Origin of the sequence: Streptomyces sp. NPDC102259, assembly GCF_044766465.1 — a bacterium.
GTDB lineage: Bacteria > Actinomycetota > Actinomycetes > Streptomycetales > Streptomycetaceae > Streptomyces.
Genome location: NZ_JBIWMA010000050.1, coordinates 1 through 21,789 on the forward strand (window position 1 = coordinate 1; position 21,789 = coordinate 21,789).

17 protein-coding genes are annotated in these 21,789 nt (G+C 71.3%); 9 read left to right on the top strand and 8 right to left on the bottom strand.

Annotation, left to right across the window (positions count from 1 at the left end):
* The first annotated feature begins 396 nt into the window (after nucleotides 1–396).
* Together ACIRPU_RS43585 and ptsP are read left to right on the top strand one after the other, a co-directional pair.
* Entirely contained in the window at nucleotides 397–846 is a 450-nt protein-coding gene (locus ACIRPU_RS43585; RefSeq protein WP_403878571.1) for a PTS glucose transporter subunit IIA, read from the top strand.
* A 79-nt stretch (nucleotides 847–925) separates the two neighbouring features.
* Nucleotides 926–2,596 (top strand): phosphoenolpyruvate--protein phosphotransferase, encoded by a 1,671-nt coding sequence (ptsP, locus tag ACIRPU_RS43590; protein ID WP_355705500.1) that lies wholly within the window; start codon nucleotides 926–928, stop codon nucleotides 2,594–2,596.
* 96 nt (nucleotides 2,597–2,692) lie between these two features.
* On the opposite strand, the gene ACIRPU_RS43595 is transcribed toward ptsP, so the two are convergent.
* On the bottom strand, nucleotides 2,693–3,586 hold the full coding sequence (locus tag ACIRPU_RS43595; protein ID WP_384122948.1) for a hypothetical protein: 894 nt from the start codon (nucleotides 3,584–3,586) through the stop codon (nucleotides 2,693–2,695).
* Nucleotides 3,587–3,856: 270 nt separating this feature from the next.
* A complete protein-coding gene (locus tag ACIRPU_RS43600) occupies nucleotides 3,857–5,824 on the bottom strand; it encodes an acetoacetate--CoA ligase (RefSeq protein ID WP_403878574.1) in 1,968 nt (655 codons plus the stop codon).
* A gap of 214 nt (nucleotides 5,825–6,038) precedes the next feature.
* On the opposite strand from ACIRPU_RS43600, the gene ACIRPU_RS43605 reads away from it, so the two are divergent.
* Nucleotides 6,039–8,405: a TIM-barrel domain-containing protein gene (locus tag ACIRPU_RS43605; RefSeq protein WP_403878577.1), complete on the top strand. Its 2,367-nt coding sequence runs from the start codon at nucleotides 6,039–6,041 to the stop codon at nucleotides 8,403–8,405.
* A 2-nt stretch (nucleotides 8,406–8,407) separates the two neighbouring features.
* On the opposite strand, the gene ACIRPU_RS43610 is transcribed toward ACIRPU_RS43605, so the two are convergent.
* The gene (locus ACIRPU_RS43610) at nucleotides 8,408–8,944 is read right to left on the bottom strand and encodes an NUDIX domain-containing protein (RefSeq protein WP_355705379.1); all 537 of its coding nucleotides are present in this window, start codon (nucleotides 8,942–8,944) and stop codon (nucleotides 8,408–8,410) included.
* 47 nt (nucleotides 8,945–8,991) lie between these two features.
* A complete protein-coding gene (locus tag ACIRPU_RS43615) occupies nucleotides 8,992–9,810 on the bottom strand; it encodes a M15 family metallopeptidase (RefSeq protein WP_403878581.1) in 819 nt (272 codons plus the stop codon).
* Between the two features lie 97 nt (nucleotides 9,811–9,907).
* Here ACIRPU_RS43615 and ACIRPU_RS43620 point away from each other — a divergent pair, with 97 nt between their 5' ends.
* The 5 genes from ACIRPU_RS43620 to glpK all read left to right on the top strand — a co-directional run bounded on the left by ACIRPU_RS43620 (nucleotide 9,908) and on the right by glpK (nucleotide 16,118).
* Nucleotides 9,908–10,330, top strand: coding sequence for a zinc ribbon domain-containing protein (locus tag ACIRPU_RS43620; RefSeq protein ID WP_355705501.1), 423 nt, complete (start codon nucleotides 9,908–9,910; stop codon nucleotides 10,328–10,330).
* Nucleotides 10,330–11,520 (top strand): lipid-transfer protein, encoded by a 1,191-nt coding sequence (locus tag ACIRPU_RS43625; RefSeq protein WP_384122956.1) that lies wholly within the window; start codon nucleotides 10,330–10,332, stop codon nucleotides 11,518–11,520. Before ACIRPU_RS43620 ends, ACIRPU_RS43625 begins: the two co-directional genes overlap by 1 nt.
* A 130-nt stretch (nucleotides 11,521–11,650) precedes the next feature.
* Complete coding sequence (locus tag ACIRPU_RS43630; protein WP_403878584.1) at nucleotides 11,651–13,306, top strand: EAL domain-containing protein; 1,656 nt, start codon at nucleotides 11,651–11,653, stop codon at nucleotides 13,304–13,306.
* A gap of 478 nt (nucleotides 13,307–13,784) precedes the next feature.
* On the top strand, nucleotides 13,785–14,534 hold the full coding sequence (locus ACIRPU_RS43635) for an MIP/aquaporin family protein (RefSeq protein WP_403878587.1): 750 nt from the start codon (nucleotides 13,785–13,787) through the stop codon (nucleotides 14,532–14,534).
* Nucleotides 14,535–14,597: 63 nt separating this feature from the next.
* Complete coding sequence (gene glpK, locus ACIRPU_RS43640) at nucleotides 14,598–16,118, top strand: glycerol kinase GlpK (RefSeq protein ID WP_403878591.1); 1,521 nt, start codon at nucleotides 14,598–14,600, stop codon at nucleotides 16,116–16,118.
* Between the two features lie 79 nt (nucleotides 16,119–16,197).
* Here the strand turns inward: glpK and ACIRPU_RS43645 are convergent, their stop codons facing one another.
* The 4 genes from ACIRPU_RS43645 to ACIRPU_RS43660 form a co-directional block, all read right to left on the bottom strand.
* Nucleotides 16,198–16,803: a GTP-binding protein gene (locus ACIRPU_RS43645; protein WP_403878594.1), complete on the bottom strand. Its 606-nt coding sequence runs from the start codon at nucleotides 16,801–16,803 to the stop codon at nucleotides 16,198–16,200.
* Nucleotides 16,804–16,884: 81 nt separating this feature from the next.
* Nucleotides 16,885–17,280 (bottom strand): DUF742 domain-containing protein, encoded by a 396-nt coding sequence (locus ACIRPU_RS43650; protein WP_403878597.1) that lies wholly within the window; start codon nucleotides 17,278–17,280, stop codon nucleotides 16,885–16,887.
* 9 nt (nucleotides 17,281–17,289) lie between these two features.
* On the bottom strand, nucleotides 17,290–17,724 hold the full coding sequence (locus ACIRPU_RS43655; protein ID WP_355705387.1) for a roadblock/LC7 domain-containing protein: 435 nt from the start codon (nucleotides 17,722–17,724) through the stop codon (nucleotides 17,290–17,292).
* Entirely contained in the window at nucleotides 17,721–20,561 is a 2,841-nt protein-coding gene (locus tag ACIRPU_RS43660) for a nitrate- and nitrite sensing domain-containing protein (RefSeq protein WP_403878604.1), read from the bottom strand. The genes ACIRPU_RS43655 and ACIRPU_RS43660 overlap by 4 nt, the downstream gene beginning before the upstream one ends.
* A gap of 420 nt (nucleotides 20,562–20,981) precedes the next feature.
* Between ACIRPU_RS43660 and ACIRPU_RS43665 the strand changes: the two genes are divergently transcribed.
* Entirely contained in the window at nucleotides 20,982–21,638 is a 657-nt protein-coding gene (locus ACIRPU_RS43665) for a hypothetical protein (protein ID WP_403878600.1), read from the top strand.
* The last annotated feature ends 151 nt before the right edge of the window (nucleotides 21,639–21,789 follow it).

The following is a 21,789-nucleotide window of genomic DNA, read 5'->3' on the forward strand; positions in this document are numbered from 1 at the left end:
CAAGGAACGGACGCTTCCTTTGTACTCACCCGAGAGACTCTCTCAGGCTTTCCTCCGGGCGCTTCCCTTCGGTCTTGCGTTTCCGACTCTATCAGGGTTTTTCCGTCCCCCTGACCACCGTTCCGCAGACATGCGGAAGATGATCCAGAGATAGGATCTGACAAGTTGGGTGCTGCTCGGTAAGCGCGCTTGATCGCGTCACTCACCCTCAAGCAGGAGTACGACTGTACACGGGGCCGCGGAGCAGCTGCAAATCGACTAGGCTAGTGGTCTAGACCACGGATCGGGTGTTCTCGTGCGGAACCGGTACTTCTTATGACATACCCTGCTGCACAGTGCGCCGCCGTGGACTCGCAGTGACGGTCCATATACATCTCCACCCCTGGGAGGCTTCCCATGACCACCGTGACGTCCCCCCTAGTAGGACGCGCCATCGGGCTGGCGGCCGTGCCGGACCCGGTCTTCTCCGGGGCCATGGTCGGCCCGGGCACGGCGATCGACCCGGTGCGTGAGCCCTCCGAGGCCGTCGCACCCGTGGACGGAGTCATCGTCTCCCTCCACCCGCACGCCTTCGTCGTGGTCGACTCCGAGGGACATGGGGTACTCACCCATCTCGGGATCGACACCGTGCAGCTCAATGGCGAGGGCTTCGAGCTCCTGGTGAACAAGGGCGACACCGTGACGCGCGGGCAGAGCATCGTGCGATGGAACCCGGCCGCCGTGGAGGAGGCCGGCAAGTCCCCGGTGTGCCCGGTCGTCGCGCTGGAGGCCACGGCCGACGCGCTCGGCGAACTCCGTGCAGACGGCGACGTCAAGACCGGCGACGTTCTCTTTTCCTGGCAGTAGTGCTGACGCCGTCATTCGGACGGCACGCAGGACAACCACCGCGGCGGCGGGACCCGCCGCACTATCGGAGACGGGTGAGATGGAGACAACGCTGCGAGGCGTCGGCGTGAGTCACGGTGTGGCGATCGGCGAGGTTCGGCACATGGGAACGGCGGTGCTCGAACCGCCCGCCAAACAGATCCCGGCGGAGGAGGCGGAGCGCGAACAGGGGCGCGCCCGCAAGGCCGTGGAAGCTGTGGCAGCCGATCTGATGGCGCGCGGCAATCTGGCGGGGGGCGAAGCCCAGGCGGTGCTCGAGGCGCAGGCCCTGATGGCCCAGGACCCCGAGCTGATGGTCGACGTGGATCGGCGCATCGCCGTGGGGAGCACGGCCGAGCGTGCCGTGTACGACGCTTTCGCCGCCTACCGTGAGTTGCTGGCCGGAGCCGGCGAGTACCTCGCCGGTCGTGTGGCCGACCTCGACGATGTGCGGAATCGTATCGTCGCCCGTCTGCTGGGCGTTCCGATGCCCGGTGTCCCGGACAGTGACGAGCCCTACGTGCTGGTGGCCCGGGACCTGGCGCCCGCCGACACCGCGCTGCTGGACCCCACGCTCGTGCTCGGTTTCGTGACGGAGGAGGGCGGGCCGACGAGCCACAGCGCCATCCTGGCGCGTGCGCTCGGCGTGCCGGCCGTCGTGGCCCTGCCCGGTGCCGGTGAGCTCGCCGAGGGAACGGTGATCGCCGTCGACGGCAGCACCGGCGACATCTTCGTGAACCCGAGCGAAGAGAAGAAGGCCCAGCTCGAGGCCGCCGCCGCTGAGCGCAGGGCGGCGCTGTCCGCCGCGACCGGCCCGGGTGCCACCGCCGACGGCCACAAGGTGCCGCTGCTGGCGAACGTCGGGGGGCCCGCCGATGTGCCGGCCGCCGTGGAAGCCGGTGCGGAAGGTGTCGGACTCTTCCGTACCGAGTTCCTCTTCCTCGACGACAGCAAGAGCGCGCCGTCCGAGGAGAAGCAGGTCGAGGCCTATCGGAAGGTGCTCGAGGCGTTCCCCGAGGGACGAGTCGTCGTGCGCGTGCTGGATGCGGGCGCCGACAAGCCGTTGGACTTCCTCACTCCGGCCGACGAGCCCAACCCGGCTCTGGGCGTGCGTGGACTTCGGACCCTGCTGGACCACCCCGACGTGCTGCGGACCCAGCTGACGGCGTTGGCGAAGGCCGCCGAGGGGCTGCCCGTCTACCTCGAGGTCATGGCGCCGATGGTGGCGGACCGTGCGGACGCGAAGGCGTTCGCGGACGCCTGCCGCGAGGCGGGGCTGCGGGCCAAGTTCGGTGCGATGGTGGAGATCCCGTCGGCCGCTCTGCGGGCTCGTTCGATCCTGCAAGAGGTCGAGTTCCTTTCGCTGGGCACGAACGACCTCGCGCAGTACACGTTCGCCGCCGACCGGCAGGTGGGTGCGGTGTCCCGGCTACAGGATCCGTGGCAGCCCGCTCTGCTGGACCTCGTGGCCCTGTCCGCCGAGGCGGCCCGGGCCGAGGGCAAGAGCTGCGGTGTGTGTGGCGAGGCCGCGTCCGATCCGCTGCTCGCGTGTGTGCTGACGGGTCTGGGAGTCACCTCTCTTTCCATGGGGGCGGCGTCGATTCCTTACGTGCGTACCGCGCTGGCGAAGTACACGCTGGCGCAGTGCGAGCGTGCCGCGGCTGCCGCGCGTGCGGCGGACAGCGCCGACGAGGCGCGCACCGCGGCGCAGGCGGTGCTCTCCGGCGAGTAGTCGGTTCCGGCCGGCGATCGGTCGGTGAATCAGGGGCGCTCCGCCTTCGGGTGGAGCGCCCCTGCTGTGTCTGGGGGTCCTCGTCGTCCCTTTCGGTCAGTGGCGGTGGCCCGGGGTCTTTCCCTCCTCGCCGAGGTCCGGTGGGAAGCAGTAGTCCACGTTGGACTCGGGTGAGATGAGGTCGCCGGACTCCACGTCGGTGCAGTAGGCGTCGAAGACCTCGCCGGCGGTCAGGGATTCGAGGCCGTCGCCGCGCAGCCGCCACCCGTAGATCCGGTCGGCGGTGTCGGGGGCCGTGGTGCGCATGACCAGGCCGCCGGGGCTCCGGGTGGCGAGGCCGAGGGCGAGGACGGTGGTGAACTCGAGTGCTTCGGCCTCGTCGAGTTGGGTGGCGCCGTCGGCCTCGTCGTCCGCGTGGAGTACGGCGACGAGTGTTTCGGGAGTGCCGGTCACGCTGCACACCAGGTGCCGGTCGCCGGGTGGCGCCGTGTCGAGGATGCGGGCGACGAGGTCCGACGCGCGGGTGAAGGCGGCGCGGCCGATGTCCTCGCCGCACGTCGCGCAGGCGCCGAGGCGGGCGAGCAGGGTCGCCGCGTACTCCCAGGTCGCCTGGCGTACGGCTTCGTCGACGAGGGCGGGCAGGAGGTCGGCGAGGGGCTGACCCTCGTAGGGGATGGTGGGGCCCGTGGTGGCGAGTTCGGCCGTGAAGCGGGTGCGGTTGGCGGGGATGTCGGGGTCGAGTCCCCTGCCGGTGCAGTACTCGGCGTATTCCTGCGGGTCGAAGAGGGCCACGGTGGTGTGGGTGCCCTGCATGGCGCGTGTCTTCAGGAGGTCTTCGACCTGTCGGAGGTAGACGGCGTGATCGTCGAACGTGAAGGTGCGGTAGCGCCGCATGGCACGGAAGTCGTGTTCGTCGGTGAGCAGGCCGATGGTGCCGGCGATCTCACGGCGCAGGACACGTCGCATGGTCCGGTCGTCGGTGTGTGCCATGTTTCCCCCTGTGAGTCGATCAATGCTCACTCACAGTAACCGGCGGCACTGACAACGGGCCTCGCGTGGTCGGATCGCGAACCTCGGTGCGCAAATACATGCAGGTCATGCGGGTGTCATGGTCGAAGGCAGGGCAGGCGGTCGAGGGGCCCGATGACGATCGTGGTGGTGACGGGGAGTGGCGACCGGAGGGGGCGCGGCGCCCGGTATCGGTCGGCCTCGGACTTTGTGGTGGTGGTTCCGGGTGAGTCCGAGGCCGTCCGCGGCGGCTCAGGCCCGCTTGCGGGCGAGGTCCTCGTAGAAGTGCAGGAGGTCGACGTTGTCGATGGAGCCCGGGTTGACCGCCTTTTCCAGGGCGGTGCCCTGGAGGAGGCGTTTGACCGGGACCTCGATGCGTTTGCCGGTGAGGGTGTGCGGGACTCCGGGTACCTCGATGACCTCGTCGGGCACATGGCGCGGCGAGAGCTGTTCGCGGATGGCCTGTTTGATGCGGCCGAGGAGCGCCTCGTCGAGTACGGCTCCCGGGGCGAGGTGCACGAAGAGGGGCATCCAGTAGCCGCCGTCGGGCTGCTCGATGCCGATGACCAGGGATTCCTTGATCTCGGGGAGCCGTTCGACGACCTCGTAGATGTCGGCGGAGCCCATGCGTACGCCCTGGCGGTTGAGCGTGGAGTCGGAGCGGCCGTGGATGACGACGGAACCGCGTGAGGTGACGGTGATCCAGTCGCCGTGGCGCCATACGCCCGGGTAGGTGTCGAAGTAGCTGTCGCGGTAGCGGCTGCCGTCGGGGTCGTTCCAGAACCGGACCGGCATGGACGGCATGGGATGGGTGACGACGAGTTCGCCGACCTCGTCGATCACGGGGTGACCGTCGGCGTCCCAGGACTGCAGGTCGGTGCCGAGGCCGGGCGCCTGGAGCTCGCCGATGTGGACCGGGAGGGTCGGGACGGCGCCGGCGAAGCAGGAGCACACGTCCGTGCCGCCGCTGACGGAGGCGATCCACAGGTTGTCGCGAACCTCGTCGTGCAGCCAGCGGAAGCCGTCGGGCGGCAGCGGGGATCCCGTGGTGGCGACGCACTGGACCTTGGAGAGGTCGAAGTCGCGGGCCGGGTGCACCTCCGCCTTGCGGCAGGCCATGACGTACGCGGCCGAGGTGCCGTACAGGGTGGCGCCCGTGCGCTCGGCGATCCGCCACTGGGCGCCCGTGTCGGGATAGCCGGGGCTGCCGTCGTAGAGGACGATCGTCGTGCCGGTCAGCAGGCCGGAGACGAGGAAGTTCCACATCATCCAGCCGGTCGAGGTGTACCAGAAGAAGCGGTCGTCGGGGCCCAGGTCGCAGTGCAGGCCGAGCTGCTTGAGGTGCTCGATCAGAATGCCGCCCTGAGACTGGACGATCGCCTTGGGCAGGCCGGTGGTACCGGAGGAGTAGAGCACCCACAGGGGGTGGTCGAAGGGAACCTGTTCGAAGACGGGTGCCTCGTCCGCGGCCGTCAGGGCCGACCATTCCAGGGCTCCCTGGGGCGGCTCCGTGCCCAGCAGGGGGATGTGGACGACGGCGCGCAGGGTGGGCAGTTCGGCGCGGAGCTCGGCGACGACGTCACGGCGGTCGTGCTCCTTGCCGCCGTAGCGGTAGCCGTCGACCGTGAACAGGACGACGGGTTCGACCTGCTGGAAGCGGTCGAGGACGCTGCGGGCGCCGAAGTCGGGGGCGCAGGAGGTCCAGACACCGCCCACGGCGGCCGTCGCCAGGAGGGCTACGACGGCCTGCGGGATGTTCGGGAGGTAGCCGCTGACGCGGTCACCGGGGCGGACGCCGAGTGCGCGCAGTTCGGCAGCCAGTGATCCGACCTGGCGGCGCAGCTCGGACCAGGTCACCGGGCTCGGTTCATTGGATTCGTCGACGTACAGGAGGGCCGGTTCGGCCGGGCGGGTGGCGGCCGCGCGCAAGGCGTGCTCGGCGTAGTTCAGCGTCGCTCCGGGGAACCACTGGGCGCCGGGCATGGAGCGGTCGCCCAGCACGCGCGCGTAGGGCGTCGAGAACCGTACGTCGAACCACTCCGTGACGGCTTTCCAGAACGTTTCCAGCTCGTCCACGGACCAGCGGTGCAGTGCCGGATAGCCGCCGTCGGACGGGGCTCCGTGCTGGTCGGCCGCCCAGGCTTGGAACTTCGTGACCTGGGCCTGGGCGATGCGCTGCGGATCGGGCCGCCAGAGCGGCTCGGGGTTCACGGTCGGCATGGGGCGGCTCCCGGGCTGTACGCGTCGTGTGCGTCGCCCGCGCACGAGCTGGGGTGGTGCGCGTGACGCGGCTGACACGGACGATGCCATGTGATCGACTTCTGCACCAGGGTGGGTTCCCCACAGTCCGTCTCGTGAAGATGTGGCCTCACCACGGGTGAACGGCAGTTGAACGACCCGCGCGCGTCGCGCGGTCAGTGACAGGGTGAACAGCATGGACGGTCGTGACCTGGTGCGTTCGATGAAGGCGGTCGGTTCCGCGGGAGCTGCCCAGGGATTGCGGACGGTGCGGGCCGCTTGGCGCAGGAACCGTGCCGACGCCGCCGCCCTGCCGGTGCGGGGTCCGGAGCGCGCGCGGGTGCCGGGGCCTGTGCAGGAGGTGGAGCCGGGGCCCGGCGGTGGGACGCTCCGGTTCAGTCGCTCCGAGCTGAGGATCCGCGTCGCCGTGAACGGCGCGGTGTTCTGGGGTTGGGACGGGGCCGAGCCCGAGCCGTCGTACGCGCTGACCGGCCGCTGTCCGGAGCCGGATCCCCGAGCGGTGCTGGAGCCCGACAAGGACGGCGGGTGGCGGGTCATCGCCGAGCGGGTGACGGTCGTGGTGTCACGGCACGGTGCCATCGAGGTGTGCACGCCCGGAGGCGTGATGTTGCGGCGGGAGCTGCCGCCCCGGTGGTGGGAACCGGAAGGGGGCGGCCCGGCGCGCTGGATGCAGCGTTCGGAGGTGGCGGCGGACGCGCGGTTCTTCGGTCTCGGCGGGCGGGCGTCCGGGCCGCGGCTGCGCGACGGGACGTACCGGCTGTGGAACACGGATCCCGGGCGGGCGTTCGGCCCTGGGGACGACCCCCTCCCCCTGACGATGCCGGTGCAGCTGGTCGTGGCCGACGCGGCCACTCACCTGGTGTTCCACGACACCTCCTGGGACGGCACGGTCACGCTGCGGGAGGGCGAGGAGGGGGCCGGCTCCGGGCACGACCGGTCCGGGGGGTGCGAGGTGCGGATGGACGGCGGTCCGTTGCGCTGCTGGGTGGTGGTGGGCACCCCCGCGCGCGTGCTGCTCGCCTGGGTCTCGCTCACCGGGGCGCCCGCGCTGCCGCCCGCGTGGGCGCTCGGTCATCAGCTCGCGGGCCGGGGCCGGGGAAGCGAGGACGAGGTGCGCCGGACGGTGGCGGGCCATCAGGAGCACGGTCTGCCGCTCGACGCCGTCCACCTGGGTGTCGACCACTACGACGAGCACCAGGTGTTCACCGTCGATCAGGAGCGCTTCCCGAAGCCGGCGGTGCTCGCCGAGGACCTGCGACGGGACGGGATACGCCTGGTGTCGGCCGTCGGCCCGGCGGTCAAGGCCGTGCCGGGCAACGCCGTGTACGACGGCGGGGTGGCGGGGGACGCGTTCGTACGGGATGCGTCGGGGCGGCTCGTCAAGGGAGTCGCCCGGCCCGGGGAGGCCGTTTTCCCGGACTTCACCCACGCGCGCGTGCGGCGGTGGTGGGGAGGTCTCTACGCGGAGCGGATCGCGCAGGGGTTCGCCGGCTTCTGGCACGACATGAACGAACCGACGGTGATCGCCGCCTTCGGGGAGTCGACGTTGCCCCGGTCGGCCCGGCATGCTCTGGAGGGACGCGGGGGTGACCATCGCGAGGCCCACAACGTGTACGGCCTGTGCATGGCCTCGGCGGCCTACGAGGGGTTGCGGGAGCTGGTGCCGCAGCAGCGTCCCTTCGTCGTCTCACGGTCCGGCTGGGCGGGCGTGCAGCATTACGGCGGCGTCTGGTCGGGGGAGGTCACCACGGGTTGGCCGGGGTTGCGGGCGTCGCTGTCCCTGGTGCTGGGGCTCGGGCTGTGCGGAGTGCCGTATGCGGGTTCCGACGTGAGTGGCTTCGACGGCGGTCCGTCTCCCGAGCTGTATCTGCGCCGGCTCCAGCTGGGCGCGTACCTGCCGCTGTTCCGCACGCGCGCGAGCGTGCGGGCGGGGTACCGGGAGCCGTGGGAGTTCGGCGCCGAGGTGCTGGAGCACGCGCGGACGGCGCTCGTCGAGCGTCGGCGGCTGCTGCCGTACTTCGTGACGCTGGCGCATCTGGCCCGGCGTACGGGGGCCCCTTATGTGCGTCCGGTGTGGTGGGGGGCGCCCGGCAACCGGGCGTTGCGGGACTGCGAGGACGCCTTCCTGCTGGGTGACTGCCTTCTGGTGGCCCCGGTGCTCGCCCCCGGCGGCGACCGGCGAGCGGTGCAGTTGCCGCGGGGGCGCTGGTACGACACGGCGACGGGGCGGGCGTATCAGGGGCCGGGGCAGGTGCTCGTGGACGCCCCGCCGTCGCGTATTCCGGTGCTCGCGCGCGCGGGCGCCGTCATACCGGTGCGCGGAGACGACGGCCGGCTGGAGTTGGAGGTGTGGGCGCCGGTGCGGGGGCGGACGGGTGGTGGCGTGGTCGTGCGGGACGCGGGCGACGGCTGGGAGGAGCCGGAGGTCGAGCGGTACGTCGCCCGCTGGGAGGGGCCGCGGGTCGTCGTCGAGCGGGAGGGTGAGGACGGCGTGCACGTGCCGTCCCACCGGGTGCGGGTACGCGGACTCGACGAGCGGTGAGCTCAGATGTAGCGGCCCTCGAAGAACGCCCGCAGGGCGAGCGTGTGCAGGGGGAAGGCGAGCTCCTCGGGCCTGTGCAGAAGGTGCCAGCCCTCGGTCTCGTCCGTGGGGGCGGTCGCCGGGAGGCGGTCCGCGGGGCGCTCCGGCAGCAGCCCGAACAGCAGGAGGTGGCCGTCGGGAGAGCTCATGGCGTCGGCGAGCCGCACCTCGCGGGGCGCCGCGTCGATGCCGGTCTCTTCCCGGAGTTCGCGCACGACGGCCTGGCGCCAGTCCTCGCGGTCGTCGATGTAGCCGCCGGGCAGCGCGATGCCCCCGCGCGCGGGGGCGATGGTTCGGGTGATGACGACCAGGGCGGTGCCCTTCGTGTCGTACACGGGCTGGAGCGCGACGGCGACCGGCAGCGGGTTGCGGTAGGCCACGGTGGCGCAGGCCGGACAGGTGCGGGGCCAGCCGGTGGCGCCCTCCCCGTAGGGCGCTCCGCAACTCGAACAGTGGGAGTCGCGCGCGGAGTTCGAAGTGGAGTGCAGAGTTTCGGACACCCGGCGGAGCGTATCCGATCTTGGGGAGGGCGTCGTACCGAGGCGGCTCAATACCCCTGGGCGAGAGACCTGGCGGACACGGGGAAGTCGAAGTAGGTGTCGGGGTAGGGCTCGGGCTTGAAGGTGTAGTGCCACCACTCCTCGGCGAGGTTCACGAAACCGAGGTCTTCCAGAGTGCTTTTCAGGAGCGTCCGGTTGGCCCGTTGCAGCCCTTGGACGCGCGGGTCCATGGTGTGGGCCAAGGTGTCGAAGCAGTCGAATCCGGTGCCCATGTCGACCGAGTTGTCGGGGAAGCGCTGCTGCTGCGGCGCGTAGCACGGCACAAGGGGCTCACCGGGCACGTAGGGCCTGGTCGGGGCGGCGGGGAGCTTCACGATGGTCAGGTCCATGGTCGAGCCGCGGCTGTGTCCGGACTTCTCGGCGATGTAACCGTCCTCGAACAGACGGGTCTTGTCGACGTTCGGGTAGAACTCCCCCTTCGTCGTCTCGTCGTTCAGGTCCTCGGCCCAGCGGACGAAGTGGTTCACGGCGCGCTGGGGGCGGTAGCAGTCGTACACCTTGAGCGTGTATCCCCGGCCGAGCAGGTTCTTCTGGGCCTGGTGCAGGGCCTCGGCGGCCGGCCGGGTGAGGATGCAGATCGGCTGCCGGTAGCCGTCGATGCGTGCACCGACGAAGTTGTGCGGGGTGAAGTAGCGCATCTCCTGGAGGATCGTCGGGTCCACGGTTCTCAGGGCCACGAAGTCCGCGGGGGCCAGGGGGGCCACGGGGTCGGCGTCCGCCCGCGCGGTCGTGGACGCGGCGGTCACGGTCAGCAGGGCGACGAGCACGGTGACGACACCGCGTACCGCGCCGGAAAGTCGTGTCATGTCTCCTGCCCTGCCCATTTCACCACGCCCGTGACACACTTCTGACGTTCCGTCAGACATGCTGTCGGGAGGGGTCTTGGCACACACACGCACACCTGTGGTCGCGGGATGGTTCGTCGGAGACGGGGACGACTTCAGGCTCCTCGGCACGCGCTGCTCGGCATGCGGGTCGGTGTTCTTCCCGCGCGAGGACGCGCACTGCCGCAACCCGGGGTGCCGGGGCGGCGATCTGGAGGAGTTCCCGCTTTCGCGGCGCGGACGAGTCTGGTCGTACACGGACAGCCGGTACCGTCCGCCGTCACCCTATGTGACCGATCCGGAACTTCCGTGGGAGCCGTACGCGTTGATCGCTGTGGAGCTGGAGTCCGAGCGGATCGTGGTTCTCGGACAGGCGGTTCCCGGGGTCACCGTCGCCGATCTGACGGTGGGCATGGAGGTGGAGGTCGTCCCGGGCGTGCTCGACGAGGATACGGAGACGACCTGGACGACCTGGCGATGGCGGCCGACGGGGGTGGCGTGATGACGGCGGAGGTGGCGGTGCTCGGCGCCGGGATGCATCCGTGGGGCAAGTGGGGGCGCGGCTTCGTCGAGTACGGCGTGAAGGCGGCGCGCGCGGCCCTCGCGGACGCCGGTGTGGACTGGCGGGACGTCGGTTCGATCGTGGGCGCGGACACGGTGCGTGGCGGCTATCCGGGCTATGTGGCCGGGGCGACGTTCGCCAAGGCCCTGGGGTGGCAGGGCGCCCGCGTCGCGAGCGTGTACGCGGCCTGCGCGTCGGGCGCTCAGGCGATCGACGCGGCCCGGGCCCAGATCCTCGCGGGTCTGGCGGACGTGGTCCTCGTGGTGGGGGCCGACGCCGCCCCCAAGGGCTTCTTCCGGCCGGCGGGCGGAGACCGGCCGGACGACCCGGACTGGCTGCGGTTCCGGGTGCTCGGCGCGACCAACCCGACGTACTTCGGGCTGTACGCGCGCAGGCGCATGGCGGTGCACGGGGACACGCCGGAGGACTTCGCGCAGGTCAAGGTGAAGAACTCCGCGATGGGCGCGCTGAATCCGTATGCGCGCTACCGCAAACGGGTCAGCGCGGAGGAGGTCGCCGCCTCCGCGGTGGTCGCCGATCCGCTGCGGCTGCTGGACATCTGCGCGACGTCGGACGGCGGGGCGGCCCTGGTGCTGTCGAGCATGGAGTTCGCCCGTCGGCACGGGGCGGCGGAGCCGGTGCGGATCAGGGCGGTGTCCACCGTGACGCCCCGGTATCCCCGCACGGTGCTGGATCTGCCGGACATCGCGACCGATTCCGCGGCGGGGGCGGAGCCGGCCGGTGAACCCTTCCGGGCTTCGATCGCCCGAGCCGCTTATGAGGAGGCGGGCATCGGGCCCGAGGACCTGTCCCTCGCCGAGGTCTACGACCTGTCCACCGCACTGGAGTTGCAGTGGTACGAGGATCTGGGGCTGTGCGGCGACGGCGAGGCCGCCAAGTTGCTGCGGGAGGGCGTGACGGCGCCGGGCGGCCGTATACCGGTGAACCCGAGCGGTGGACTGGCCTCCTTCGGAGAGGCGGTGCCCGCGCAGGCGATCGCCCAGGTCTGCGAAGTCACCTGGCAGTTGCGGGGGCAGGCCGGCGATCGCCAGATCCCGGACGCGCGCGTGGCCGTCACGGCGAACCAAGGGCTGTTTGGGCATGGTTCGGCGGTGGTCGCGGTGCGGTGAGGAGGGCCCCCACGCCTCCGTGTCAACTCTCTCGCCCGGCTCCTCTCACCCTCCGTGTTCACCCCGGAAACCTGTGTGAACGTCTCATGAACTGCGCCTGGGCGCACGCCCGCAGCGCAATCATGCTGCCGTGCACTCCTGGACGGACACTCTCCGCTTCGCCTTCCAGCCGGTGGTCAACCTCACCACCGGAGGGGTCGCGGGGCTGGAGATACTCGCCCGCCCGGAGGCCGGCGACATCTTGGCTCAGGCGCGCCGGGATCCCGAACTCGACGGACGTCTCGCGGTGTTGGCGTTTCGCGCGGCGGCCCGCAAGGAGACCCTGCTGCCCCTGCACGTGAACGTGTTCGCCGGCACTCTGGCCGATCTCGGTGGGCTCACCGCGCTGCACGACGCCGTGCGCGAGGCGGGGCGGTTGCCGTGGGAAGTCACGCTCGACGTGGTTCCGCCCTACACGCATGTTCCGCAGCCCGCCCTCCTGGAGGCCGTGACGGCACTTCGGGACCAGGGCTTCCGGATCAGCGCGGACGGGGTCGGGGACGGGGACGCCCCGCTGCGGCTGCTCGTCGACATCGCGCCGGACCTGGTCAAGCTCGATGCCTCGCTCCTGGCACGGCCCGCGGCGGTGAGGGCGATGCGGACGCTGTGCGACGAGTTGGGGGCACTGCTGGTCGTCGAGGGCGTGGAGACCGAACTCCAGTGTGCGGCCGCGATGTCGGCCGGGGCGCAGCTGGCCCAGGGCGCGCTCTTCGCGCCGCCGAGCCGGTTGCCCGCCGCCGACGTGTACGTTCCGCCGCTCGGACCCGGCGTCCTGCCGGCGCTCCGGTCGGGGCCGTCGGTGCGGGAGTTCGTCCGGCCGGCCGCGCTGCTGCCGGCGACCGCCTCGGCCGGTCACGTGCGAGCGTTGCTGACGGGCTCGCCCGACGTGTCCGGGGTGCTGCTCGTGGACCGCGCGGGGGTCCCCGTCCGGTCGGTGCACCGGTCGCGCTTCCTGCTGTCGATGTCAGGGCGCTACGGCCATGCCCTGTACGCCGACCGTCCCGCGGCCAAGCTCGGCGATCCGCCGAGGACGGTGGGCGTCGACGCGACGGCGTGGGAGGTCCTGGACGTGGTCGCGGTCGGCGACCCGGACCGTACCTCCGACGATGTGGCGGTCGTCGACCGCAGCGGGCGCTGCGTGGGCGTCGTCCGGCTCGCTGACCTCGTACGGGCGTTGGCCGAGAGCCGGGTCGAGGAGGCGGCCGGCCTCAATCCGCTGACGCGACTGCCCGGTTCGGACACGATCACCGGGGAGGTGGACCGGAGGATCGCCGAGGGGCGCGTGTTCGCGCTGAGCTGGCTGGACATCGACCACTTCAAGCAGGTCAACGACGGGGCCGGGTTCGCCGCGGGCGACGAGCTGATCCGGTCGGTGGGTCGGGCACTCCAGATGACGATGTCGGGGAACGCGTGCGTGGGCCACATCGGAGGGGACGACTTCCTGGTGCTGGCCGACCCGGAGAGCCTGGAACCGCTGGTCGGCACCGTGCTGGACGTTCCGTGGTCGGCGGGCGGTCACCCGGTCACGCTGTCGCTGGCCACGGTCCTGTGCCGGCCGGGCAGCGTGACCGACCACCGCCAGGCGGCGGCGTGTCTGGCGCCCTTGAAGAAGGCCGCGAAGTCATTGCGAGGGGCGAGCTGGGTGGTGGGGCACGCGGGGCTGGCCGGATACCAGATCCGGCGAGGGTCGCAGCCGATGGCCCCTGCGGGAACGGGAGCGGCCGGGGCGGAGCCGGGGGTGGGCTGACCTGCCGTCAGCGGCCGGACGGGCGGCCGGACCGGGAGTGGCCGGTTCCGGACGACGGTCCGCCGTCGGGCTCGGCGACATATGCCGGTCCTCCCGGGGCCCGGGTCGAGGTCGGGCGGCGGCGAGGGGCGAGCCGGGGCGTCGGCCGACGATCGGCGCCCCGCACCTCGGGTCGCGCGCCGTTCCCGCGGCGTCACCAACCGTTGCGGTCGGCCTCCTTGACGCTCCCTGGGCACCGGTGAACACTTCCCGGTGTCAGCCGACATCGCCGTACATTCTCGGCGTATCCAGGCACGTGCCATGCGGGCTCCCGAGGGAAGGCCCACTCCCCCGAGGGCGATTCGGCTACGACGGCACGCTCGTCACGGACGCCGGACGGGGCGCGGGATCTCCCTGCTCCGGCCGCAGCAGCCACGGGAACAGCACCCTGCAAGGAGCACCGGGGCCGATCCGCCCCGGGCCGGGCCCAGGAGCCGCCATGAGCAACGGAGACATATTCGTCGGCGAGGTCATCGGTACCGCGATCCTCATCCTGTTCGGCGCGGGAGTCTGCGCCGCCGTCACCCTCAGACACTCCAAGGCCCGGGCCTCGGGATGGATCGTGATCGCCTTCGGCTGGGGGTTCGGCGTGCTGGCCGGCGCCTACACCGCCGCGCCGCTGTCGGGCGGGCATCTCAATCCGGCCGTGACCCTCGGCATCGCCGTCGACACGGGCGAGTGGGGCAAGGTGTGGGTGTATCTGCTGGGGCAGATGGTGGGTGCGATGCTCGGGGCCGTCCTCGCGTATCTGGTGTACCTCGCGCAGTTCCAGGCGAACGTCCGGAGCGAGGGCGCCGCCGGGGGCACGGCCGAGGAGCCGACGGCCACCTTGGGCATCTTCTCCACCATCCCCGAGATCCGGAATCCGGTCGCCAATCTGATCACGGAGATCATCGCCACGATCGCGCTGGTCCTGCCGGTCCTCGCCTTCGGACTGACCGAGGGCCTGGGCGAATCCGGAATCACGGTGCTGATCGTCTCCCTGCTCGTCGTCGGCCTCGGTCTCTCCCTCGGCGGGCCCACCGGCTATGCCATCAACCCGGCACGCGATCTCGGGCCCCGCATCGTGCACACCTTCCTGCCCATCCCGAACAAGGGCACCTCGGACTGGGGTTACGCCTGGATCCCGGTCGCCGGCCCGCTGGTCGGCGGAGCGCTCGCGGGTCTCCTCTACAACGCGGCCTTCTGAGCAGACGTCCCACCGCCGCCGCAGTCGTCCACGCAGCCTTCCGAACCAGCCCAAGGGGTAGCCATGACGGACAACGCCGAGAAGTACGTCGCCGCGATCGACCAGGGCACCACCTCCAGCCGCTGCATCGTCTTCGACCGGAACGGGGCGATCGTCGCCGTCGACCAGCGCGAGCACCGCCAGATCTTCCCCAAGCCCGGCTGGGTGGAGCACGACGCCACGGAGATCTGGTCCAAGGTGCAGGCCGTGGTCGCCGGCGCGATCGCCAAGGCCGGACTGCGCGCCGACCAGATCAGCGCCCTCGGGATCACCAACCAGCGCGAGACGACCGTGCTGTGGGACCGCGCCACCGGCAAGCCGGTGCACAACGCGATCGTGTGGCAGGACACCCGCACCGCGGCACTCTGCGCCCGGCTGGGGGGATCCGACGGGCAGGACCGTTTCCGCGAGCAGACCGGGCTGCCGTTGGCCAGCTACTTCTCCGGACCCAAGGCTGCCTGGCTGCTCGACAACGTGCCGGGTCTCAGGGCGCGCGCCGAGCGCGGTGAGATCGCCTTCGGCACGATCGACTCCTGGCTCATCTGGAACCTCACCGGCGGCACCGACGGCGGCCGGCACGTCACCGACGTCACCAACGCCGGGCGCACCATGCTGATGAACCTGGAGACCCTCCAGTGGGACGCCTCCATCCTGTCCGCCATGGACGTGCCCGAGGCCATGCTGCCGGAGATCAAGTCCTCCGCCGAGGTGTACGGCACGGCCGTGGGCCAACTCGGCGGCGTGCCGGTCGCCTCGGCGCTGGGCGACCAGCAGGCGGCGGTGTTCGGCCAGACCTGCTACGAGGTGGGCACGGCGAAGAACACCTACGGGACGGGAAGCTTCCTGCTGCTCAACACCGGCAACCGGCCGGTGCCGTCGAAGAGCGGGCTGCTGACGACGATGGGCTACAAGATCGGCAGTGAGGCGCCGGTCTACTGCCTGGAGGGTTCGATCGCCATAACGGGCGCGCTCGTGCAGTGGTTCCGGGACCAGCTCGGCATCATCCGTACGGCTGACGAGATCGAGAGCCTTGCGGCGAGCGTCGACGACAACGGCGGCGCCTACATCGTCCCCGCCTTCTCGGGGCTGTTCGCGCCGTACTGGCGCTCCGACGCGCGTGGTGTCGTCACCGGTCTCACGCGCTACGTCACGAAGGGGCATCTCGCGCGTGCGGTGCTCGAGGCGACGAGCTGGCAGACGCGCGAGGTCGTGGACGCCATGTTCCAGGACTCCGGGGTACGGATCACGACCCTGAAGGTGGACGGCGGCATGACGAAGAACAACCTGCTCATGCAGCATCAGGCGGACGTGCTCGGCGTGCCCGTGATCCGGCCCCGGGTCTCCGAGACGACCTGTCTGGGCGCGGCCTACGCCGCGGGGCTGGCCGTCGGCGTGTGGAACGACCTCGACGAGCTCGAGGCGCACTGGCGCAAGGACGCCGAGTGGACTCCGGCGATGGACGCGTCGGTGCGTGACCGCGAGTACCACAACTGGCGCAAGGCCGTGGAGAAGAGCTTCGGTTGGCTGGAGGACGGCGAAGGCTAGTACGCGCGCGTGCGTCCCCTCGAGCCGCGGCCCGTACCCCTGTCGGCGGGGGTACGGGCCGTGCGACCGTGCGGGTGTCTCAGGTGGTGATCGCCTGGCGGCGTTCGGCCCCGAAGTCCATCGCGTGCTGCACGACGCCGACCAGAACGTCCCTCACCGATCTTCGGTCGCGGGCGTCGCACAGCACCACTGGTATGCCGTCGTCGAGATCGAGGGCGGCGCGGACGTCCTCCTCCGGGTAACGGGCTGAGCCCTCGAAGCAGTTGACGGCGATGAGGAAGGGGATGGAGCGGCGTTCGAAGTAGTCGACGGCGGCGAAGCAGTCCTCGAGCCGGCGGGTGTCGGCGAGCACGACGGCGCCGAGCGCGCCTTCGGAGAGCTCGTCCCACATGAACCAGAACCGCTCCTGGCCGGGCGTCCCGAAGAGGTAGAGCACCAGGTCCTCGCGCAGGGTGATGCGCCCGAAGTCCATGGCCACGGTGGTGGTGTGCTTGGCCTCGACGCCGGTCGTGTCGTCGACCGGACGGCCCGCCTCGGTGAGGTACTCCTCGGTGCGCAGCGGCTTGATCTCGCTGACGGCACCGACCAGGGTGGTCTTGCCCACGCCGAAGCCGCCGGCCACCAGGATCTTGAGTGTGACGGGCTCGACCGGGGGCTTGCCGCGCTCAGAACGCCCGAAGATCATCGATCACTTCTCCTGCTTGATGGCTTGACTGAGGGTTCTCCGACGCCGACCGGTCACGTCCTCACCTCGTTTCCGCGCTGCTCACAGCGCTCGGAGGCCGTTGATCACGTCGCGCAGAATACTCTCGTCCGGCAGTTCGGCAGGAGGCACCGGCCGGTTCACGTGGACGAACTCCGCGTCCACGAGGTCGCCGACGAGGACCCGTACCACGCCGATGGGCAGATTGAGTTCGGCGGCGAGTTCGGCGACCGACTGCGGTGCTTCCCGGCACAGATCGACGATGTCCACGTGCTCCGGGGACAACGACGCGTCCGCGTCCGCGTCCTCGGCGTGGGGCTCGGCGACGACCAGCGCGATCAGATCGAGACGGTGCTGGACCGCACTGGTGGTGCGGCCGCGCGTCATGGCGTACGGACGGACGACCGGTCCGGCCTCGTCGTCGAACCAGTGACCTCTTCCCTGTCCGTCTGTGCTCATGCCATCCCACTACCCGCCCGAGGGCAGATCGGTGCGTGGGGTGGTGGCCAGATGTGCGCCGACCCGCTTGACGAGGAGCGTCATCTCGTACGCCACGAGCCCCACGTCCGAGTCGGCGTCCGAGAGGACGGCGAGGCAGCTGCCGTCACCCGCGGCCGTGACGAACAGGAAGGCGTCGTCGAGTTCGACGAGGGTCTGGCGCACGCTGCCGGCCTCGAAGTGACGGCCGACGCCCTTGGCGAGGCTGTGGAATCCGGAGGCGACGGCGGCCAGATGCTCGCCGTCCTCCCGGGACAGGTCCTTGGACACCCCCGTCGGCAGACCGTCGCCGGACAGGACGACGGCCTTGCGGATGCCGGCTACGCGGTCGACGAGTTCGTCGAGGAGCCAGTTCAGCTCGCCGTTGTTGGTGGTGCTGTGGCCGGTCGCCTTCGGTGCGGTCATCGACCGTCCCCCTTTTTCGTTCCTTGTGGTGCTGCGCCGCTGTGGGCATCGTCGCCCTCGGCGTTCTCTACGCGGCCGCGCTGCCAGCCGCGCTGGAGCGAGGCCATACGGCTGCGTACTTCGTCGGCGTCCCGGTCCGCGGGGTCGGATCGGTCCTCGGTGCGCGGGGCCGGACCCTGCCGAAGTTGCGGGGCGAGGTTCGCCTGCCGCACCCGTCGGGGCAGCGCACCCGTGCCGGATCCGCTGCCGTCCGTCCCGCCGGACGCGGTGTCCGGGCGCTCGGGGGTGCCGCCGGGGCCGCCGGGCCGGGCCGTGGCCTGCCGGGTGCGCTGTGGCAGGGCGGGAGGCTGGGTCGGCTCCGGTGCGCCCTTGCGGGGGCGTTCGGGCGTGTCACCGCTGCGGGGGATCTGCGCCGTCATGCCGCGGCGGCGCGAGGGCAGCGGCGCCGGGCCGTCGCTCTCCGCCCGGCGGGGGCCGGGCCTGGCCGGGGGCTCCGGGTCCGTCTCGGCGCGCCGGGGCCGCTGTTCCGGGACCGGGCGACCGTGTGAGCTGACCAGCTTGGGCATGCGGCGGCCGGGCGAGAGGGGGACGGGACCGGCCGGGTCGTCGACGAGGGGCCCATGGGGTTCGCCGGGACCGTCGGAGAGCTTGTGGTGCTGGTCGGCGGAGCTCGCCGCCGGCTCGTCCTCGGTGCGGGTCAGGGAGCGCCGCGGGCGGAACAGACCGCCGTGGTCGTCGTCCTCGTCCAGGGTGGCCGGGAAGTCACCGAGGGCGTCCAGGCCGACGGGGGCCTCCAGTTCGACCGGGCCGTCGAGCATCGAGGCGGGCACGGGAAGCTGCATCGAGGCCGGGGAGAGGGCGGTCCTGCGGGTCTCCGCGGCGTCGGCCTCCTTGGGGGTCCGGGGGCGGTCGAGCCGGAAGCCGATGCCGTTGGTGTCGGGGACGTCGTCGGTCAGCAGTGCGTCGGGGATGAAGACGATGGCCGTCGTCCCGCCGTACGGCGAGGGCTGCAGGGAGACGCGGACGTTCTGCCGCTGGGCGAGCCGGCTGACCACGAACAGCCCGAGGCGGTCGGTGTCGGACAGCTCGAATTCCGGTGTCTCGGCGAGCCGGAGGTTGGCCTCCAGGAGAGCCTCGGGCGCCATGCCGAGGCCGCGGTCGTGGATCTCGAGGGTGAAGCCGTTGGCGACCCGGTCGCCGAACACCTGGACCGCGGTGTGCGGCGGGGAGAACACCGTGGCGTTCTCCAGGAGTTCGGCCACCAGGTGGGTGAGGTCGGCGACGGCCGGGCCGGTGGCGGCGAGGCGCGGCAGCCGACGGACCTCGATGCGTTCGTAGTCCTCGACCTCGGCGACCGCGGCGCGCACGATGTCCATGAGCTGCACGGGCCTGCGCCACTGCCGGGAAGGGGCGGCGCCCGAGAGGATCACCAGGCCCTCGGCGTGCCGGCGCATGCGGGTGGTGAGGTGGTCGAGGCGGAAGAGGTCGGCGAGTTCCTCGGTGTCCTCGGTGCGGCGCTCCATGGTGTCGAGCAGGGTCAGCTGCTTGTGCAGCAGGACCTGGCTGCGGCGGGCGAGGTTGACGAAGACCTCGGAGACCCCGGACCGCAGTTCGGCCTGTTTGACGGCGGCCTCGACCGCGGCGCGCTGGAGGGTGTTGAGCGCCTGGCCGACCTCGCCCATCTCGTTCTTGTCGTACTCCAGCCGCGGGACCTCGGTCTCCACGTCGACCTGTTCGCCCGCGGACAGGCGGCGCATCACACTGGGCAGCCGCACGCCGGACGCCTCGTGCGCCTCCAGCCGGAGCTGGCGCAGGTCGCGTATGAGGCCACGGCCGATACGTACCGACAGGACCAGGGAGACCAGCAGGGCGACCAGGCCGAAGACGCAGGCGACGACCGCCTTGACGATGACCTCGATCGCGACCGGGCGGACACGGTCCTGGTAACGGTCGTTGGCCTGCTCGTCCAGGGTGCCGAGCTCGTCGAGGACGTTTCCGGCGGCGGTGTCCCAGTTCTTGGCGCTGACGCCCCGGGGCATGCCGCCGGGAGTGGTGCCGAAGACGGCCTGTTCGACGGTGCGCAGCGGGGCGGTGGTGGCGTTCTTCCAGAAGCTCTCGTAGCGCTCGCGCTCCGCCGTGGGCAGCTGGGCGAGGCTGATCTCGTAGATCACCTCCCGCTGGGCCTCGAGGTCGGAGACGTCGCGGATCTCCTCGTGGCTGAGCCGGCCCACGACCAGGGATGAGCCGAGCAGGGCGTCCTCCCGGGAGAGGAGTTCACGGGCTCGGGCGACGCTGACGAGCGCTCGGTACTGCTTGTCCATCTCCACGCTGTCGACGACGTCCAGCTTGGCCAGCAGGGCGTAGCAGGGGTCGATCAGCTGGGTGTAGAGGGCGAGGGCCTGCGCTCGGGTGACGGTGCCCTCCTCGACGCTCCGGCGCAGCGAGTCGACGCCGTCGAAGGCGTCGAGCACCGCGGTCAGGCCTTCCCCATCGTCCTGGTCCAGGATGTCGCGCACGTCGGGATCCTGGGCGTTCCCGCGGATCTCGGCGAGTGCCTCGTCGGTGGCGGTCCGGGTGCGGCGCAGCGCGGACAGCGCGTCGGAGGCACGGGGGTCGGCGAGGTAGACGAGGGTCTGGCGGCGTTCCTGCTGAACGACGCGGACCGTGTCCTCGATCGGATAGCCGACCTTCTCGACAAGGGACGACACCGTGAACAGGCGGCTCGCCTCGCGTCCCGTGAGTACCGTGGCGAAGCCCCAGACGGCGGTCAGGGACACCAGCGGCACGAGAAGCAGCGCCACGATCTTCCGGCGGATCGACTTCCCGCGAAAGCGCATGGCCTCCCCCAGCTCGAACCCCCACCGGCAGGGGGTACGCATGTGCGTCAACAAACGGCGCGAGCCTACTACCGACGCACAGTGAACTCGAAGAGCTGTCCGGAAGCTGAACTTCCGCCCCGGGGGCGAGACATGGTGTGTTGTCCGGTCATTACGGGAGATTGTCTCCCCGGATCCGATCCCCTGGACCCGGCCGGATCCGGTCGGTCGTGCACACGAGTTGGCCAGAATTTTTCGCAACTCGGGAATCTTCGGGGCACGTCGTGCGTCCTACTCATCGGGAATTGGGGGCGGAACCGGCCACACGAGCCGTTTGCCGCACCTGGGCGGCGTAAAACAGCGCAAGCCGGGCAGCCACTGGGGAGCCGGGTCTTCGACTCGGAGGCGAGCGGTCTGCTGGCGGTGGGGAGTGACACAGTGATGGGCACGGCGGAGCGGCGTGAGGCGCCCGAGGAGAGCACGGCGGTGGGCAGTACGGCACTGCGGGATCCCGAGGCCTCGGATCGCGACATTCCGGCGATCGAGCAGGTGAGAGCGGAGCGGCGCGACAGTCCGGCGGACAGGCGTGGGTCGACCGGTCGTGGTGTCCCCGCGGCCGCGGAGGCCCGCGACACGGCACCCGAGGTCCGGCGGACCGGCGGCGGCAACACCCGGGGTGGTTCCACCGCGGCACAAGCACGGGCGGTCTACCGCCCGTTGTGGGTGGACGAGCCCGCGCGGCGGCGCCGGATGCCCGACCCGGTGCGTACGGCGGCGGTGCGCGCGGTGCTGATCATCGCCGTGACGTTGATACAGGCGATGGTCGCCTTCCTGTGCACCCTGGCCGGGTCCTGGCTGGCGTTCCCCATGGTGATCAGCAGTGTGGTCAGCACGGTGCTGGCCACGTGGGGCGCGCTGGACGTCTGGGTGACCCGGCAGGTGTGGAACCAGCGCAACGGCGTCGTGTCGACGCCGAGCAGCACCGCGCGGTCACTGCGGCGTGAGCGCCGCCGCGTGCGTCGGCAGGCTCAGGCCTCCGAGCGGGCGCAGGAACGGATACGCAGGCAGGGTGGCGCCGGGCAGCTGTCCCACTCCTGAGACGGTCCGCGCGGCGGGGGGCGGGGGGGGGGGGGGGGGGGGGCCCCGGGCGCCCCCCCCCCCGGCCCCCGGGGCGGGGGGGGGGGCGCGGGGGGGGGGCGGGGGCGGGGGGGGGGGGCGGCCCCGGCGGGGGGGGGGGGTTTGCGGCCCG